At 33.6% G+C, this 18,777-nt stretch carries 17 protein-coding genes; 10 read left to right on the forward strand and 7 right to left on the reverse strand.

The genetic code is table 11. The features are described 5' to 3' along the window. Window positions 1-8: 8 nt before the first annotated feature. The 4 genes from trxB to grxC form a co-directional block, all read right to left on the reverse strand. Complete coding sequence (gene trxB, locus EA652_RS03000; protein WP_012673205.1) at window positions 9-947, reverse strand: thioredoxin-disulfide reductase; 939 nt, start codon at window positions 945-947, stop codon at window positions 9-11. Continuing rightward, window positions 934-1,533 (reverse strand): peroxiredoxin, encoded by a 600-nt coding sequence (locus EA652_RS03005; protein ID WP_012673206.1) that lies wholly within the window; start codon window positions 1,531-1,533, stop codon window positions 934-936. Before EA652_RS03005 ends, trxB begins: the two co-directional genes overlap by 14 nt. Window positions 1,534-2,481: 948 nt before the next feature. Then, the gene (locus EA652_RS03010; RefSeq protein WP_007550039.1) at window positions 2,482-3,354 is read right to left on the reverse strand and encodes a hypothetical protein; all 873 of its coding nucleotides are present in this window, start codon (window positions 3,352-3,354) and stop codon (window positions 2,482-2,484) included. 115 nt (window positions 3,355-3,469) lie between these two features. Continuing rightward, window positions 3,470-3,808, reverse strand: a complete 339-nt coding sequence (gene grxC / locus EA652_RS03015; protein ID WP_007550037.1) for a glutaredoxin 3 — start codon at window positions 3,806-3,808, stop codon at window positions 3,470-3,472. Between the two features lie 68 nt (window positions 3,809-3,876). Here grxC and ribF point away from each other — a divergent pair, with 68 nt between their 5' ends. From ribF to EA652_RS03035, 4 genes are read left to right on the forward strand one after another with little or no spacing between them, the layout of a single operon-like run. Next, on the forward strand, window positions 3,877-4,809 hold the full coding sequence (ribF, locus tag EA652_RS03020) for a riboflavin biosynthesis protein RibF (RefSeq protein ID WP_012673207.1): 933 nt from the start codon (window positions 3,877-3,879) through the stop codon (window positions 4,807-4,809). After that, window positions 4,806-5,282 (forward strand): signal peptidase II, encoded by a 477-nt coding sequence (gene lspA, locus EA652_RS03025; protein WP_006279329.1) that lies wholly within the window; start codon window positions 4,806-4,808, stop codon window positions 5,280-5,282. Before ribF ends, lspA begins: the two co-directional genes overlap by 4 nt. Before the next feature lie 29 nt (window positions 5,283-5,311). Continuing rightward, window positions 5,312-6,652 (forward strand): M16 family metallopeptidase, encoded by a 1,341-nt coding sequence (locus tag EA652_RS03030; protein WP_121721695.1) that lies wholly within the window; start codon window positions 5,312-5,314, stop codon window positions 6,650-6,652. Beyond that, window positions 6,639-7,958: a M16 family metallopeptidase gene (locus EA652_RS03035; RefSeq protein ID WP_007548860.1), complete on the forward strand. Its 1,320-nt coding sequence runs from the start codon at window positions 6,639-6,641 to the stop codon at window positions 7,956-7,958. Before EA652_RS03030 ends, EA652_RS03035 begins: the two co-directional genes overlap by 14 nt. Here EA652_RS03035 and purN read toward each other — a convergent pair. Then, window positions 7,952-8,518, reverse strand: a complete 567-nt coding sequence (purN, locus tag EA652_RS03040) for a phosphoribosylglycinamide formyltransferase (RefSeq protein ID WP_012673208.1) — start codon at window positions 8,516-8,518, stop codon at window positions 7,952-7,954. The genes EA652_RS03035 and purN overlap by 7 nt on opposite strands. A gap of 304 nt (window positions 8,519-8,822) precedes the next feature. Here purN and EA652_RS03045 point away from each other — a divergent pair, with 304 nt between their 5' ends. Continuing rightward, entirely contained in the window at window positions 8,823-9,239 is a 417-nt protein-coding gene (locus EA652_RS03045) for a hypothetical protein (RefSeq protein ID WP_006279382.1), read from the forward strand. Here the strand turns inward: EA652_RS03045 and EA652_RS03050 are convergent. Then, the gene (locus EA652_RS03050) at window positions 9,232-9,762 is read right to left on the reverse strand and encodes a Na+/H+ antiporter subunit E (protein ID WP_006280659.1); all 531 of its coding nucleotides are present in this window, start codon (window positions 9,760-9,762) and stop codon (window positions 9,232-9,234) included. The two genes, EA652_RS03045 and EA652_RS03050, sit on opposite strands and share 8 nt — an antisense overlap. A gap of 116 nt (window positions 9,763-9,878) precedes the next feature. Here EA652_RS03050 and EA652_RS03055 point away from each other — a divergent pair, with 116 nt between their 5' ends. The 4 genes from EA652_RS03055 to EA652_RS03070 all read left to right on the forward strand — a co-directional run bounded on the left by EA652_RS03055 (window position 9,879) and on the right by EA652_RS03070 (window position 15,482). Continuing rightward, entirely contained in the window at window positions 9,879-11,678 is a 1,800-nt protein-coding gene (locus tag EA652_RS03055) for an ankyrin repeat domain-containing protein (RefSeq protein ID WP_238514263.1), read from the forward strand. A gap of 120 nt (window positions 11,679-11,798) precedes the next feature. After that, on the forward strand, window positions 11,799-12,248 hold the full coding sequence (smpB, locus tag EA652_RS03060) for an SsrA-binding protein SmpB (protein WP_007548863.1): 450 nt from the start codon (window positions 11,799-11,801) through the stop codon (window positions 12,246-12,248). A 6-nt stretch (window positions 12,249-12,254) separates the two neighbouring features. Then, entirely contained in the window at window positions 12,255-13,046 is a 792-nt protein-coding gene (lgt, locus tag EA652_RS03065; RefSeq protein WP_006280508.1) for a prolipoprotein diacylglyceryl transferase, read from the forward strand. 690 nt (window positions 13,047-13,736) lie between these two features. Further along, on the forward strand, window positions 13,737-15,482 hold the full coding sequence (locus EA652_RS03070) for a type I secretion system permease/ATPase (RefSeq protein ID WP_006280392.1): 1,746 nt from the start codon (window positions 13,737-13,739) through the stop codon (window positions 15,480-15,482). A 698-nt stretch (window positions 15,483-16,180) separates the two neighbouring features. On the opposite strand, the gene EA652_RS03075 is transcribed toward EA652_RS03070, so the two are convergent. Further along, window positions 16,181-17,203, reverse strand: coding sequence for an IS110-like element ISWen2 family transposase (locus EA652_RS03075; RefSeq protein WP_007548332.1), 1,023 nt, complete (start codon window positions 17,201-17,203; stop codon window positions 16,181-16,183). Between the two features lie 181 nt (window positions 17,204-17,384). On the opposite strand from EA652_RS03075, the gene EA652_RS03080 reads away from it, so the two are divergent. Next, window positions 17,385-18,773 carry a hypothetical protein gene (locus tag EA652_RS03080; protein WP_049749683.1) on the forward strand — a complete coding sequence of 463 codons (1,389 nt, stop codon included), beginning with the start codon at window positions 17,385-17,387 and terminating at the stop codon, window positions 18,771-18,773. Window positions 18,774-18,777 lie beyond the last annotated feature (4 nt).

Here is an 18,777-nt window from a genome sequence, read left to right on the forward strand (position 1 = left end):
AGAATTAACTACGACTCCAAAAACTTTTCTGCATCAAGCGCAGCCATGCATCCTGTTCCTGCTGCAACTACTGCTTGACGATATACCTTATCTTGAACATCACCTGCAGCAAACACTCCTGCCCTACTAGTTAAAGTTGTTCCAGGTTTTGTAATGATGTAACCCTGCTCATCCATTTCAACAAAGCCTTTAAAAATACCCGTATTTGGTGCATGCCCGATTGCAATGAACACTCCATCCACTTTTAATTCTTGGGTTTCTGCTGATTTAATCGCAATACCAGCAACCCTTTTTGGATTTTCTTCTCCAAGAATCTGCTCTACGGTATGGTTCCACATTACTTTTATTTTATCATTTTTAAAGAGCCTATCTTGCATTACTTTTTCCGCTCTTAATTTATCACGCCTGTGTATTAATATCACTTCTTTGGCAAATCGAGTTAAAAATATTGCTTCTTCAACAGCAGTGTTTCCACCACCAATCACAGCTACAACTTTATTCCTAAAAAATGCACCATCACAAGTTGCACAAGCTGAAACTCCGTAACCTTGAAATTCCTTTTCACTCTTGAGACCAAGCCACTTCGCTTGCGCACCAGATGCAATTATAATTGCATCTGAGTAGTAGTCATTAGTATTACCAGAAGATCTAAACCTATACTCATTAGAATCCTCAAGTTGTTCAACGCTTTTTATCTCATCATCTATTATTTTTGCTCCAACCTTTTCTGCATGCAACCTCATTTGCTCCATTAGTTCTGGACCCTGTATTGAAACAAAACCAGGATAGTTTTCAACATCTGTAGTAATTGTAAGCTGACCACCAGGCTGCATTCCCGTTACTACAATTGGCTCTAAGTTTGCACGTGCTGCATATATAGCAGCAGCATAACCCGCTGCCCCAGATCCAATAATAAGAACTTTTGTACTAAATTTATAATTCTTCACTGTATGAGTTTAGATAATCAGCTACTCCTTCATCGCTTGCCTGCATTGCTGGCTTACCTTTTTTCCACCCTGCTGGACACACCTCACCATGCTCTTCATTATGTTTAATTGCATCAACGATTCTAACGAATTCATCGATATTACGCCCTAAAGGCAAATCATTTATCGATTGATGACGTACAATAAATTTATCATCAATAACGAAAGTTGCTCTCAGCGCAATTGAGTCATCATATAAGACCCCATAGTCTCTTGATATAGACTTTTTGATATCAGACACTAAAGTGTAGCTAATCTCTCCAATACCACCATCATTAACTGGAGTGTTTCGCCATTTATAATGTGAAAATTTTGAATCTACACTTATTCCTATCACTTCAACACCACGCTTTGCAAACTCATTTATTCTATTATTGAGCGATATCAATTCAGTTGGGCAAACAAAAGTAAAATCAAGTGGATAGAAAAAAAGGACAGCATACTTATTTTTTATGCGCTTACTCAGACAGAAATCATCAACAATTTCTCCGTCAGAGAGAACAGATGAAGCAGTAAAATCGATAGCAGATTTTGTTACAAGATTCATAATTAACCTATTCTTTTAAAATAACTTTAATTTTACATCTTGATAAACTTATATGCAAGTTTTCTTTGGTTTTAGTCCTATAAAAACTTCCTAAAATAGCTCTTCTTTTTTACCGATAAGATACAATCCAGGTTGAAATACTGAGTTGGTGAGTATAAAATTCTACGTCATGCCACCGCGAACCGTCATACCGCCACGGTATCTCAGCCGCTCACAAGTAGCGGGATGACGAGCCTATCGTCATGCCACCGCGAACCGTCATACCGCCACGAACCGTCATACCGCGATTCATTCGCGGTATCTCTAGATCCCGCTAACAAGTAGCGGGATGACGGTTGTCGTTTAGCTATAAATGTTAAAAAATTTACCAAACAAAAAAAAGGCAAAAGAAGCCCCGTGGTTGGCTAATTACTTACATTATACTTTCAAGTATGGCGTTTTTTTATTCTAAACGTTTAATAACCGCGATTCAGTTGCTTTTAAACCGCAACTAATCTAAATTATAAACGTTAAGAAATTTACTAAACAGAAAAAAAGGCAAAAGAAACCCTAGGGTAGCTAGTTATTCACTATCCATTTTTTAAGTTGGCGTTTTTTTATGTTTTAAATGCTTTATAAGCGCATTTTAGCTTATATTAGGTAAAAACCTAGAAGTTTTATAAAGACATAAGGTGCACATAGTGCAAAAAATTAAACATGAGACGCCAGATACGTGAGTTTTTTTGTCATTTAATCTGTACAGAGAAGATAAATAAATAGCTTCAGTTTCATGATAAGGGAGTTGGCGGAGTTTGTCAAGTAAGTTTTTCGCTTCTGCGGGCTACTTGAATAACGGCTACAATGTTCATACAGCTATGTACATAGCTGGAACCCAAAAAAAGAACCAAGTAGCCTTGGCTACTTGGATGACAAAAGGTAATACAAGAAATCTATTGGCTCTCGTATATCTTAGTGAAACTTAACAAGTTTATCTATAGTTTTAGTGATGATTCTTGGAGTATCCGGAGAAACTGCTGAGCTCAGCCTATTTAACCGCTCTATAGCGAACTCGCTATTCTCATTTGCTATGAAATCACATAAAATATTTTCTATATCCTTAGTAACACTTTCATGCTTTCTCAGAGGATGATTATGTGGATACCTACTGATGGTTTTGATACTGGAATACTCAACAAAAGCTTGATCCTTAAAAGCAAGTTGTCTCAATTTCTCTTTGAATTTTCCTTCTTCCTCTTTTGCTAAAAGGCGAGACTTTATCAGTGATTTTATAATCAAATTTATAGCTTGATGTATTTCAGAATGCACTATAACTTTAATGGTATTTTCTTCTACTATACAATCATAAATATTTTTTTCGCTCTGTAACGACTCTATTAATTTCTTGCTACTTTGTGAATTCAATTCCAAATTCTCCTCACTCATAGGAGTTATTATGAAGGTGTTCTTACTCACTCTGATGTTAAATTGTGGAGAGCCTTCAGAAAAGGAAAATGCTACATCCTTAAATTCAAGTGCATGATTGTATGCAGCAAAAAGGGTGTGTGCTATAACACTGCTGGGCACCTTCATTCCATGTTTACTCAGGTGGTTCAATACATTTTCAACCTCATGATATGTAAAGTCTGTATCTTTTAGCAATTCAACAACTTCTATGCCGTTGTGTTGTTTATACTCTATTCTCACTTCTTCTGTAAAAAGTGTTTTAGCTGCTATATGTTTATCAAGCACTGTGAAAATCTTGATGAAATTCTCTAAATCTTGTTTGTTAACTAATTCGATACTAATTAAGTTTCTGCTAATAATTGAAATATTTTTTGTCATTTTTTCCCACTAAAAAAACTCACTGAATGAATTGTATTTTTAATTCATTAAGAATTGTTTAAAGTGAGCATACTAGTTTTCATTTACGTATTACACGACAAAACAAGATAAAAAGTTACATAAAATCATCATGTGGTATAACACACTCTCCACATTCATCATTGCTGTTTGTGTAGGTTGTGACATCAGTGTGATTGTCATTATTATTTAGCATATCATCCAACTTTCCTTCTTTTTCAAGATCCATCAATTTGTCACACCCCCCAATGTGCTTATCGTTGATAAAAATCTGTGGAACTGTTCTAACGTTATACTTTGATTTTATGTCGTTAAATAGATCTGAGTTTTTGAGCACATCAATTTCTTCATACTTCACACCTTTTTTATCTAGTAAATCCTTTGCCCTTATGCAGTATGGACAGCCCTTCTTTACATATATCACAACATTTTTCACAATTTATCTCCGTAGCTTACTAAAATATAGTTATTATATATAAGAAACATGTAAAAACATCAAATTGTATGAAAATTATTTATAATTGTGAGCAAGGAATAGAAAATAATATAGCACTAACCTTCGGAAATTTCGATGGCATTCATTTAGGACACGAGTTTGCAATTTCTACTCTAAAGAAGGTAGCACAAGAAAGAGAATTACCCTCTGCAGTTTTGACTTTTGAGCCTCACCCATCAACTGTTTTATTTGGTAGAAACAATTTTAGGTTAATAGACCAAGAACAAAAAAAGGAACTAATCAGCAGCTATGGTATAGATTACTTATATATTATTAATTTTAATAGAGGTTTTTCTGAGGTTAGCTGCGATGACTTTATCAGTGAGATTTTAATAGATAAATATGGCGCTAAACACATAATTGTCGGAGAAAATTGCACTTTTGGTCATAAACGATTGGGTAATATATTAACTCTAGAGAAATATTCTGAAATATATGGATACTCTTTGACTAAATTAGAGCCATTAACAATTGACGGCAAAATTTGCTCTTCTTCTTCAATAAGGGAGTATGTACAAAGGGGCGAAATAGAAATTGCTAATAAATTGCTCGGCAGGCCTTATCAAGTTTCTGGTGTTGTGACAAAAGGTGCATGTAGAGGTAGAGAAATAGGATTTCCAACCATAAATATTCCTATAGAAGATTGCATGATAAAACCTAAGTTTGGCACATATTACGCTAGAGTGACTTTTCCTGATAGTAATCCAAATTGGTTATATGGAGTAGTCAATATTGGTATGAGACCTACATTTAAGGATCTGAAAAAGCCTATAATAGAAATGCACATATTCGATTTTGATGAAGACGTATATAGTCATAAAGTCAATATACAACTTTTAAAATTCATAAGGTCAGAAAAAAAATTCCATAGTATTGAGGAGTTAACAAAACAGATAAATTATGATATACTTAAAGTTTATAGGTTAAAGGCAAATTTATGAAAAAGTTATGCTTAGTTGTTATATTAATTATAGTATTGATTGACCAAACGAGCAAATTGTACATAAACTCATTGATTGATGAAGGAGAATCAATTGAGATCGCTAGTTTTATAAAACTAGTTGAAGTTTGGAATTCAGGTATTAGTTTTGGAATGTGTAGCGCTTTACCACATGGCGGTTTCTTTTTTTCAGCATTTTCAATACTAATAATTGGTATACTTGCATATTTGATATACAAGTCTGACGATCAGTCAACTTACCTTGGTTTTTCTCTGATGATTGGTGGAGCAATCGGAAACGTAGTTGATAGGATCTATTGGGGAGCTGTATATGATTTCATATATTTTCATATTGATGATTGGTATTGGCCAGCCTTTAATTTAGCAGATTTATCTATAGTTTGTGGAATGTTTACATTGTTATATAAGTGGTATATATACGATATGCTTATTTCTAAACAAAATGAGGAATAAAATAATTGTTTTTATATTAGGTCGAAATAATGCTTCATAAGTTTTTTAGTTTTCTTATACTACCTGTACTTTTTTTTACTTACCCAATTTCTTCGAATGCTTTAAACATAGAGCACAACATAAAATATACTAAACTCAGTAACGGACTAGATGTTTATGTTGTTTCTAATCATCGGATTCCAGCCGTTTTACATGCAGTAATATACAAAGTTGGGGGAATGGATGATCCAATCGGCAAAGCAGGATTGGCTCACTACTTTGAACATTTAATGTTTGAAACTACAGGAAAGTTCACAGATATAGAAGCCACTATGAGTAGCATTGGGGCTCAATTTAACGCGTTTACCACTAAAGAATATACCTGTTATTATGAGTTGGTCCCCAAAAAAGATTTACCACTTGCAATGGAAGTTGAAGCAGATAGAATGGGCAGCTTTAATGTTACTCAAGACAAAATAGATAGAGAAAAAAACATTGTGTTGGAAGAAAGAAAAATGAGATTTGATAATCATCCTAACAACTTGTTATGGGAAGAAATGAATAGTGCATTTTACCGTACTGGCTATGGTAGGTCTGTTATCGGCTGGGAGAGCGATATCAAAACTTACAATTTGGATGACATAACGAGGTTTCATGATAACTATTATCACTCCGGCAATGCAATATTACTGATTGTGGGTGATGTGGAACTTGATGAAATAGTGAAATTAGCAGAAGAAAAATATGGCGAAATTAAAGCTAAGCCTGTAATGAGAAATTACCCAAATCAGGATCCAGTGCATAATGCAGGTCTATCGGTGACCTTAGAGAGCACTGAAGTAAAAGAACCAGTTTTATATTTTCGTTATCGTGTACCCTTATTTGAGCATATAAATGAAGCTTCCGCTGCTCATTTAGCGGTTGAAATTTTAGGTAGCGGCAAATCCAGCAAACTGTATAATGATCTGGTTTTAGATGAAGATGTGGCAGTATCAGTGTTTGCTTATTATAATAGCCTAGCTTTTAGTGATGGCTACATTGATATTCAGGTCATTCCAAAAAGCGGAGTTAATTTAGATATTGTTGAAAGAGAGTTAGATAATGCTATTAATAACTTCATGTCTAAAGGAATAACGGATGAGGAGTTGCAAAGCTCGAAATATAGATACAAAGCAGCACAGTTTGATAATCTATCTGACTTAACTCATATAGCGATGTTCTATGTGCCACACCTTGCACTTGGTATTCCACTTGATGAAATAGATATTTCATATAGCAAAATAGATGATGTTAATTTAGAGGATGTAAATAACAAAATTCGTACTATCTTTTCTTCCAATAAGTTAATTGGTCGTTTATTACCAAAAGGAGATAACAATGAGAATAAGTAAATTTGTACTTCTGTTTTTTTTCTGCCTAAGCTTTAATTTACAAGCAAGTGGTAGCTTAAATATAGAGGAGGTCACTACCCGTAAAGGATTTAAGTTTTTATTTGTCGAAAACTGTGCTTTACCAAAAGTTTCACTGAATATATCATTTAAAGATGCAGGTTATGTGTATGAGAGTGCAGAAAAACAGGGGCTTGCTTGGTTTACTTCTCTTGTAATCCAAGAAGGGGCAGGAGAAAATGACGCTAAGGATTTTGCAAAAAAACTGAAGATCAAAGGAATAAATTTACTTTTTTACCCCGATTTAGAAAGTTTCGGAGTGTCATTAGAAACTTTGTCTGAAAATTTAGAAGAAAGTATTTCACTACTTAGCGATGCTATAATACGTCCTAAAGTTGACTCTGAAGGGTTGAATAGAGTTTTCGAGAAAGCCAAAGTTGATTTTAATAATCTTGAAAAAAATCCTTATTTTGTTGCTGGAAAAGAATTAGATACGTTATTGTTTAAAAAACATCCTTACTCAAAAAGTGTGTACGGTACTCTTGATACTATAATGAGCATTACTAGAGACGATGTTTTAACATACATAAAGCGTAATTTTGCTAAAGATAACATAGTTATCAGTGTTGCTGGTTGTACAAAAAAAGAAGAAATTATTACGCTATTAGATAAATATTTATCTAAATTGCCGTCAAAAAGATCAAAAGTGAGAAAAATACCTGTGAAAAATGATTTTGGTTCTGCAGAAAGTAAGAACATTTTTATGGATATACCACAAAGTGTGATACTTTTTGCTCAAAAAGGTATAGCTTATGAAGATCCAGACTACTATAATGCTCAAGTTTTGGTTAATGCGCTTGGTGGTATGGGGCTGAATTCAGTGCTGATGAAAGAGCTAAGGCAAAATCTTGGAATTACTTATGGTATTAGTGCCTCTATGGCTAGTTATACGCATGCAAATATTATAGCCGGAGGTTTAAGTACTGATAGCTCTACTGCCAGTCAATCCATATCTGCAATAAGAGATACATTGAGCAGGATAAAAAAGGAAGGAATTGATGAACAATTATTTAAAGATACAAAAATTAGTATGGTAAATAATTTTATCTTTTCCCTATCTAATAACGCAAACACAGCAGTGTTCTTGGCTAGTATGCAGGTACGTAATCGCGATATTAATCGTCTAAATAATTTTGTAAGTCTCATTAATGACGTAAAGCTAGAAAAAGTAAACGAGCTGGCAAGTTCTTTACTGGAACCCGAAAATTTATTTTTCGTTGAAGTTGGAAAAAACGCTCAGGGTCAATAATTAATACTTTCTGCTATTGATCTTACTGCTTCTACATAGCACTTATGCTCCTCAGCTAGAATGCGTTCTGAGAGGCTTTGAATATCATCAGCTGGTAACACTGGTACAACAACTTGAGCAATTATGGCTCCAGCATCAACTTCAGGAGTGACATAATGTACAGTACAACCTGTAATTTTTACACCTGCTTTTAGAGCTTGCTCTTGAGCGTTTAGGCCTTTAAAAGACGGAAGTAAAGAGGGATGAATATTTATCACCTTGTTATGCCATTTACTCAGAAAATCAGCTTTGAGAATTCTCATAAACCCTGCAAGGCAAATTAAATCAACCTTATGTTGAACAAGTATTTCGTGAATTTTACCAGCATCAAGCGGTTTATCTTTAACAATAAACGCTGAGATTCCTGCTTGCTCTGCTATTTTCAGACCAGCAGCTTCGCTATTATTTGTGATAACACATGCAACTTCTGCGGAAAAATTCTGATCTTGACATGCTTCTATTAAGGCCTGCATATTCGACCCCCTACCTGAAATTAGTATTCCGAGTTTTATCTTTTTCATTATAGCACAGTTAGTTTAGAATTTAGTTAATACTAACAAAACAGCTCAAAAGGAAAACTTATTTTATAGCAAAGAAGGCAGACTAAACTCTTTATATAAGTGGACCTCTAATTTTGGACCTCACTGGACAACACAAAATAACGAATAGCCCCATGTACCCAGCTAAAACTAGCTTTAATGCTTAGATATTGTGCTATTTTTGTATAATATACTACTATAAGTATATATTTTTGTAATCGCGTTATTATTTATTTAACAAAGTATTAGTATAATTTATTACACTGGATTAAATGGAGAAAGTTCAATGAGTAAATTACCGAACAATGCAAAAATAGGTAAATCTCAGGTTACTCAGTGGGAGGTAATAAAAAATTGTGAATATGCTGATAATTGCTTGTCAAAAATAGTAACTTTGTACGTTATTAGAATAACTCAGCTATCAGATTTTTATACGAGTGACGAACCTGAAATTAACACTGTTTTAGCAAGAATAAGCGTGACAAGTGAAAATGTATTTTTAAACAAGGCTACTACTATTGAAGTTATGGAAGGTATTTTTCCGTATAAATTCAACAGCAAGAAGAGAAATAACATATTAAGGTTAGAAGATTTGTATAATTATTTATGTTCTATTGTTAACAATAGCCTTCCAAAAGAAATGCTTGAAAGTCTTGTAAGGGAATATAAGGATGCTGTTAACTTATTTAAAGCAATTACTTAACTGAACGTAGTATTTTTAAGATTTTATTTTCTATTTCAGAAATGCCGCTTTCAAGATCTTTATCTATCAAATACATGGTAGAGAAATATGTTTTCTGCTTACTTTCAACATTGATAGTTAAAGTTCCGGGAGTGATTGTGACTGAATTGGCAAATAACGCAATGCTTTCGTCATTATGCCCTTTGCATTTTCTTAGGATAATAATCGGTTCAAGCTTAGATTTGAGTTGTAGCACCTTTTTTGTTACATAAACACTTGATAAAATGATTTGGTACATTAACCATGGTATATAACTTACTAACTTATAAAACGACAGTCTACTCGTACTATTTAAAATCTGGCTAAGAGCTCTTTCAGCGTTTATCAACCTTCTAAAGATAAACGATGTGAATATACAGGAAAACACTCCACAAAAAATAAAAAACGGCTCAAAATAACCAGACAATACAGTCCATAGAACAAATAAAATTATAAATGACAGAGAAAAAAACTTGATTTCCTTCCTAAAGTTGAGGTTTTTCATAGTCTGTAATATAACTTAAATGACTCTTTAAGGAAAGATAATAACGAATATTTAGGTTCTTGACTTCTATGTTAAAAGATATAACAACTAAGTTATATCTTTTAAGTGAGGAAGTTATGGAATATAATAAATTTATGGAAATATTAAAAAAAATAAATGACCTTTCAGATTTGAGCAAGGACAATATAGTTGAAAAAATAAAAGCTAAGTTACAAGAAGAAGATCCAGATTTATGTCAAGAGTGGGAAAAGAGTAAACCTGACAATGATAGTGGATCTGGCATAAATTACATATTTACTATATCTCGTGGTCAAAATTCTAAGGAAGTCAAATTGTTACATCTTGCTTCTTATTGGAACTGTGCAAATGTAGCAAAAGCTCTGATTGAAAACGGAGCAGATATTAATGCAGAACATGATAATAAAATTACTCCTTTACATATTGCTGCTCACTATGGCCACGAAGATGTAGTAACCATTCTAACTGGAAAAGGAGCAATTGTTGATGCAAAAAATGGTGATGGATGGACTTCTTTACATTTTGCTGTTGAAAAGAACCACAAAAATGTAGTAAACACTCTAATTGGAAAAGGAGCAAATGTTAATGCAGAAAATGATAAAGGATGGGCTCCTTTACATCTTGCTATTACAAATGGCCACAAAGAGATAGTACAAGTTCTATCAAAAGCAGAAGGAATCAACGTTGATGCAAAAAATAGTGATGGGTGGACTTCTTTACATCTTGCTGCTGCAAATGGCCGCAAAGATATAGTAGAAACTCTAATTGAAAAAGGAGCAGATGTTAATGCGAAAGACCATTATAAATGGACTCCTTTAACATTTGCTTCTCAAAAAGGCCATAAAGCGGTAAAAGAAGCTCTATTAAAGGCACAAGAGAACATCAAAGCTTTGCATTCAGCTGTTAAACATAATAATGAGGAGGAGGTGAAAAACCTATTAAATAAAGGAGTAAACGTTAATGCAAAAGATGATGATGGATGTACTCCTTTACATCTTGCAGCCAGAGAGGGCCATAAAGATGTAGTAGACATTCTAATCGCAAAAGGAGCAAAGGTTAATGCAGAAAATGATGATAGATGTACTGCTTTACATCTTGCTGCTGAAAATAACCACATAGAGGTAGTAAAAATTCTAGTTGAGAAAGCAGATGTTAATATAAAGGATGCTGATAGATGGACTCCTTTGCATGTTGCTGCTGAAAATGGCCACGAAGATATAGTAAAAACTCTAATCGCAAAAGGAGCAAAGGTTAATGCAAAAAATGGTGATAGACGTACTCCTTTACATCTTGCTGCTAAAAATGGCCACGAAGATGTAGTAAAAACTCTAATCGCAAAAGGAGCAGAGGTTAATGCAAAAAATGGTGATAGACGTACTCCTTTACATCTTGCTGCTAAAAATGGCAAAATAAAAGTGGTGGAAGTTCTGCTACACACTGAAGCAGACCCTTCATTAAAAGATGTTGATGGAAAAACGCCAAGAGACCTTACTAAATATCAAGGTATAATTCAGCTTTTAGAGGAAGCGGAAAAAAAGCAAACGTTAAAAAATGAGAATAAAAAAACGCCAAAGGATCTTACTGAAAATAAAGATGTAATGCAGCTTCCAGAGAAAAAGGAAGAAAAACAAATTGGAAAAAATGCAATTGTGAAAGAAAAAGAACAATCTGCAAAAAATGCAATTGTAAAAGGTGTTATTGTGTGTTTTGTAACTGCAGTGATAGTTGGTGTTGCACTTGCATTTGCTACTGCCCTATCTGTACCAGCAATAATTGGACTAGCTGCAGGATCTGCGCTCATAGTTGGTGCTGGTCAATATATAATGTCAAAGCCTAAAACTGAAATGAAAGAAGTAAAGGAACTTGTGCCTAGAGAGACAGAAAAAGCACTTACTTGATTTTTGTTATCCTGTTGCTATCAGACTAGCCTGGCACCTTATATTTATTGGGATAACTGTTTTATTATGAATTAAGTCAAAAACTCTGTAATATATTGAAGCTTAAAGATATCTTTAGATATGGAAGTTATTGCAGAAAATAGGAAAGCAAGGTTTGAATATTTCATCTTAGAAGAATTTGAAGCGGGTATGGTCTTATTAAGCAGTGAAGTTAAATCGCTAAGAGAAAGAAAAGTAAATATTTCCGACGCCTACGTTGTTGAAAAGAATAGCGAAGTATGGCTGCACAATATGCATATTGCAGAATATAAAGCTGCGAACCGAAAAAATCATAAACCAAAAAGGGAACGTAAATTACTCTTGCATAAAAAGGAGATAAATAAACTAATTGGTCAAATCAAGACTGCTGGGATAACTGTTGTGCCGCTTTCGGTCTATTTTAACGATAAAGGATTTGCAAAAACTAAAATTGCCATTGTAAAAGGAAAAAAACTCTACGATAAGAGAGCAACCATAAAACAGAGAGAATGGGATCGTGAAAAAAGTAGATTGTCTAAAAATAATTTATAGCAAAATATGTCTTTAAATCCAGTAATTTTCAGCATCGGTCCTGTTTCTATATATTGGTATTCCTTAGCCTACGTTTTGGGTATAGTGTTTGCATATTGGTATTTACATAGGCTAGATGACCAAAAAATATTTACTAAGAATTTTTACGATTCGTTATTAACAGCCACTATTGTAGGTATTATCCTTGGAGGTAGACTTGGCTACGTATTGATATATGATCCAGTTCTTTATATAAGCAACCCTATCGAGATATTGAAGACCTGGGAAGGAGGGATGTCATTTCATGGCGGTGCTATAGGAGTTTTGCTTGCAGTAATAATCTCCTGCAGAAGACATAACATTCCTATATTTTATGCACTGGACCTAGTTTCTTGCGGAGTTCCCATAGGTTTATTTTTAGGTCGCATAGGCAATTTTATAAACGGAGAGTTATTTGGCAGAGTTACAACTATGCCATGGGGTATGGTATTTCCAGAGAGTGGTGATAATTTGCTGCATCATCCAAGCCAGCTTTATGAGGCACTTTTTGAAGGACTGCTACTTTTTGCAGTTGCAAATTCACTGTTTTTCTTAACTAGAATAAGACTGTATCACGGTGCGTTAACTGGTATTGCAGTTATGTGGTATGGAATAGCACGTTTTTTCGTTGAGTTTTTTCGCGAACCAGACTATCAAATTGGCTATTTGTGGCTTGATTTAACTATGGGGCAGTTGCTTTCTATACCTATGGTTTTGCTAGGAATGCTTGTATATCTAGGCGCATTAAATTTAAAATTTAATACGAAATCTGTCACATAGAGAAAAGGTGAGTTCAATAGAAAAATGTAGCCAGAAGCCCCACATTATGCACAATTGTACGAATTTTCTGCGTTGCAGTAGAATGAATCGGTGGGCTTTGTTGCATCGCTAGCTATGATGGATTAAAGATAAAAAAGGTGGAGAATATCAGTAGCTTATTATTCTGGTATTTATAACAAGAACGGTCAGTGAATACCTAAATTTGAGTAAAAGAAATTTCACTACCACTCACTAATCTGGCTAAAATTCAAGAATTTCAATGCTTTAGCTATTTTCAATAGAATTAAATTTATTAATATAAATAACAAATTACTATTCTTAAATTTGATCAGATTGATTGCAAAAAAACAAGATTTTCAATAAGTTGCTTATAATCCTAATTATAGTTAGCCTTTCATAAGTAGCGATGCAACAAAGCCATCCCAGTGTCAGCTACTTTCATGACACCATTTGCTGTGCAGTTTACCTTCAAAAATGAATGTTCGTACAGCTATGGAATGAATCGCGGTATGACGTAGCTTCGCTATAGGCAATGAAGGAAATATTAACTATACTTCTTTTTACCATTGTTTATATTTCCTATTCACATATATTAATATTTTACTCACTTAAAGTAAGCTAACTACCGTTATTAATATTTTTGTAATAAAAATTGTATATGGTGCATGTAATCAAATTAAGAGGAAGATTGTGGAAATTACGCCATCAATAAAAAAAGAATTGAAGCAAAGTACTCTATATATTTGCCTAGAAAAATGCAAAAGTGCATTTTGGTTTATCTTTTGGTTTAGTGCGGGAATCAATTTATTAATGTTATTCCTACCACTTTATACCTCTCAAGTGCTTGATCGGGTGATATCGAGCGAAAGTGTATCAACACTAACTATGCTGACAATTATCACTTTATCTGCATTTGCATGTTCTGCAATGCTTGAAACTTGTCGATATTTAGCCATGGCAAAAATAGGTGATTGGATCGATAAAACTGCAACACCAGATCTGATAGTAAGGTCAATCAGGCTAACGTCAGTGCAGAGCTCAACTTCAAGTGGTGAAGCAATACGAGATCTCGGAGTGATAAAAAATTTCATTACAGGAAATGGTATATTCTCACTGTTTGATACTCCATGGTCGTTAATTTACCTTGTTGTGATTTTCATGATACATACCTCCACGGGGTTTATAGCTATTACTGGAATTATTATATTAGTCTCTATGGCAATATGGAATGAACTTGCCACTAAACGAATATTACAAGAAACCAACGAAGAAACTATACGGAATATCAATGCTATAGATGTTGCAACAAGAAATGCAGAAGTGGTTGAAGCTATGGGCATGTCAGAATTCATAGTCTCTGATTGGTGTAAACGAAATGATCAGAATCGAGCAATGCAAATTAAAGCACAAAATCGCTCTAATGTAATTACTGGAATCACTAAGTTTTTGCGCTCAACTCTGCAAATATCAGTAATTGGAACAGGTGCATTACTTGCAATCACAGCTCATAAGACTGCCGGTAGCATCATCGCTGCTTCAATTTTAATGGGTAGAGTATTAGCACCATTTGACGCTGCGGTTCATACTTGGAAGTTTTTAAATCAGGCTAGAATGTCATATGGAAGGCTACAAAGACTTATATTAACATCGCCAAAAAGAGAGCAAACGATGGCTCTACCAGAACCTGAAGGAAAATTGGAATTTGATAGAGTATTTTTTACTCCTTATGGAAGCAATAAGCCGACAGTAAAAGGAATATCATTCATTATAGATCCTGGAGATGTAGTTGGTGTTATTGGTGCAAGTGCTTCTGGTAAATCCACTATCGCAAAATTAACTGTTGGTGTATGGAAGCCAATATCTGGTGTAGTCAGACTAGATGGCGCTGATGTATATACTTGGAATCGAGAAAATTTTGGTAATTATGTTGGCTACTTACCTCAGGATATTGAGTTATTTAACACTAGTGTCAAAGCTAATATTGCTCGCATGAGGCCAGATCCAAATCCTGAAGAAATAATCAAAGCAGCAAAAATTGCAGGGATACATGAACTAATACTAAGCTTACCAAATGGATATGATACAATAATAGGAGGTCCTGGAGGGGTAACGCTCTCTGGCGGCCAAAAACAGCTTCTTGGACTTGCCAGAGCTTTTTACGGTCACACAAAACTTTTAGTACTTGATGAACCAAACGCTAACTTAGATAGCAATGGAGAGGCATGCTTAATTAATGCAATTGGCATTGCAAGAAAACAAAATACTACTACTGTTATCATCACTCACAAGCTACCGTTATTGTCCGTAGTTGATAAGGTGATCCTCATGTCAGATGGTGTCATTTACGCTATGGGACCAAAAGATGAGATTTTGAGCAAATTAGTTGCTCCATCATCAAGTACCACAGAAGATGAGCGCTCTTCAGCAAATGGTTAGTTTACTTACAATAAATTCTGTATCTGAAATAACAACTGTTCCAGAAAAATATATATTTCTTTACCATTAGAAATAATATTACAAGAATAGTAAATAGATTAATAACTATTATTAATTAAAGTCAATTGGCAGATATAGCTAAAGTGGCTTCAGTTTACCTACAATTTGAAAAATAACAAATTCGTCTTAATGAATTTTCTTAATTTGTTATCTAAATAACTTAATATTAGTAGTAATTTTATAAAAAAATTATAATATAAATAATGTTGCTGCGAAAATTTATAACAATATTTCCCTCTAACGTTTAATGAATTTCAATAAATTGCCTTTTTAATTCTAGATAAGTATATGCTTTGTTAATATGTTTAGTTCAAAATCCAAAAGTAAGTTTATGCTTTCTATTGGAGAAGAAGGCATAATGTTACTATATTTTAAAAATAATACTTTAAATAAAAGATACCGTCTTGTTAGTCAACAAAAAAGTCATAAAAATTCTCCAAATTGCATAATAAAATCAAAAAATACTTCCAACTGTGTAGCAGTATACAGATTATAGTTAGTGGATATGTTGATAAGTAAATTAGTTACATATAAAACAGCAGAAATTTACTTATCAACATATCCACTAACCAACAACATTCAATAAATTTGTGTAAGATGCCATTTTACATAAGATGAATTAGAAGCATTTTTTGATTTTAAAGTACTAAACCTTCAGTTAACCTTTTAGCCCTATAGTTCTTGATATGATCTGGATCAAAGGCCTTTTTTGAACTTAAAACACCAAAAACTATATGAAGTAACTTACGCATTGCAGCACCAACTATGGCCATAGCATGCTTGCCTTTCTCTTTTAATCTTTCGCAAGAAGCCATAATGATAGGATTATGCTTTTTAGCTGCTATAGCAGGAAAGTACATTGCTTTACGTAATGTTCGTGAACCGGTTTTACTTAATCTGGGCTTGGCATGTACGGATGAGCCTGATGTTATATTTTGTGGTATAGTTCCAGCATATGCTGCCAATTGCCTAGCATTTATAAAGGCTTTTATACCAGGAATTTCAGCTAAAATAGCTATTGCTGTTTCCTCTCCTATTCCTGGAATAGTTAATAGGAGTTGAAAATCTTCCAACAATTCTTTGTGTTGTTTTAATAGTTCGCGTATGGAGTTTTTTATTGTTTCTATTTTTTGCTCTATGTTCATTGCAAGGTCTTCCCAAGCATTTGCAACTTCTTTAGGCAGTCTCTCTTTCTTTTCTAAATGATTATTTGCTAATGTTAACTCATCCTTTAACGCATTTGAGCAACGATAAAGATGTTTTAATTTTTTCTTTTCAGGAGAAGGTGGTGTCCAACGAGAAGGTTCCTGTCTTTGACAATAATCTGCAATAATCTCTGCATCAGTCTGGTCATTCTTTTGTCGTGTAAGCTTACTTTTTGCATAAAATCTTATGCAAGCTGGGTTTACAACACTAACGAAATATCCAGCGTTGTGGAGGAACTCAGCCAAAGCTTCGCTATAACAACCAGTGGATTCCATGCAAGCTTTTACTTCTTCTACGTTATGTTTTTGTAGAAAGTTCAGTAGACCTTGAAACCCAGTATCATCATTTTTAAATTTCCTTTTCCTAGTTTCACGCTTTCCTTTTTTACTTATGAATGAGAGAGAAACATCAAAGCGTTCTTTTGAAACATCTATACCTAAAAAGTTGTTGATCATATATAACTCCATATACTACTATTAAAAATGAAAAGTAAGGCTTACCTTGTGAATACAGAATTAGAACCATTTAGGCCTTTCTACGATACCGTCCAGCCTCTACTTTTGAGAAGGGAACTCTTTTCTTTTCTACAGATTTTATATCTAAGGAATCTTCCAGAGTTCTTCCCTTCTCCACCTAATGCTTAAGCTTAAAAACACTAGATGCTTTTTTCAAGATACAAGGTATTTTGTTAAGGGCAAAAACGATAAAGCAGTTTCCGATTTAATTTCATGTCTTTCGTCAGATAAAAAAGCACCTTTATACCTGGTGCTTAATCATGCAGATCAAAATTACTCGCTACAGTTTATTACAAGGGCAAACAAGATTAGTGCCTATCTATCAGCAAAAACAAAGATGGAGCATTTTTCTCGTAATAATGACATAAGTTCAGTTTTTTTGGTTGAGAAGCCAAACAAATTCAATCAAAACTGGTGCTATCTTCTTGTTTCATCAAAAGCAAAGCATTTAGTAGAATATTGGTTGAATGTGTTTATTGAGATAGGCTCCAACTTTAAGGGAATATTAATGTTTCCTATAGAAATAAGTAATATAACAAAAAAGATTCTACATAAAGATCCTAATAATTGGAAAATTATAGTTGCTGCAACTAAAACGGGAGGCTATAGACAAGTGGTTCTTAAAGAGAATAAAATGGTATTTACGCGCTTAACATCATTTACTAATGATAATTTACCAGGAATTATCGCTGGTGGAATATATCAGGAAGTGCAAGATACTATTCGATCCTTAACTAAGTTTGGGTTCGAAAAAAATAACCCTATCGACCTTTGCATCATAGTGTCAGAAGATATTAAAGCTAGTTTATCAGTCATAAATTTTTCAGAGAATAGCGTAAGCATATTAACTCCATATGAGTTAGGCAAGCTATTGGGAGCAGAGCTAGCCATAAGTGAAAAAGATAACTTTTGCGATACCATAATTTTGTTTCATAGCTTTAAGAATAAATTAGCAGCTATTTTTAATACAAAAGAAACTAAAGAATTTTATCTATTCAATTACCTTTATTTAAACTCTCCTCAAACTTTTCTATACTTTGCTTTGGTTTTAGTTGTAATTAATGCCCTTTGTTTGCTAAATTTATATTCAAACTTCAATGTCGCTGATAATTTATCCACAAAGAAGAGCACCTTAAATAACCAACTAATAAAACTTAGCCAAAGCTATAATGTAAAAAAAATAGATGAAATTTATGATTTTATTAATATCAATAATATTTTATCAAAAATAGAATATTCTCCTCTTACACAAGTTAAGTATGTAGAAAAGTTAAAAATACCAGGTATAGAGCTTCGATCATTTGAATGGAATTATAATGAGGCAAAAAGTTATATTACCACAACTTTAAAGTTTAATTTTCAATCCGGTAAAAATATTTCTCATCAATACGAGAAACTACGAAAAAATTTAAACGATAATTTTCGTACCTATGACATTAATATTTCTAGCTTACCTGCTGCTAAAGAGCAAAATCTATCTATTGATGTTGAAATAGGAGAGGCAATGTAGATTA

It is taken from the genome of Wolbachia endosymbiont of Drosophila ananassae (genome assembly GCF_008033215.1).
GTDB classification, from domain to species: domain Bacteria; phylum Pseudomonadota; class Alphaproteobacteria; order Rickettsiales; family Anaplasmataceae; genus Wolbachia; species Wolbachia pipientis.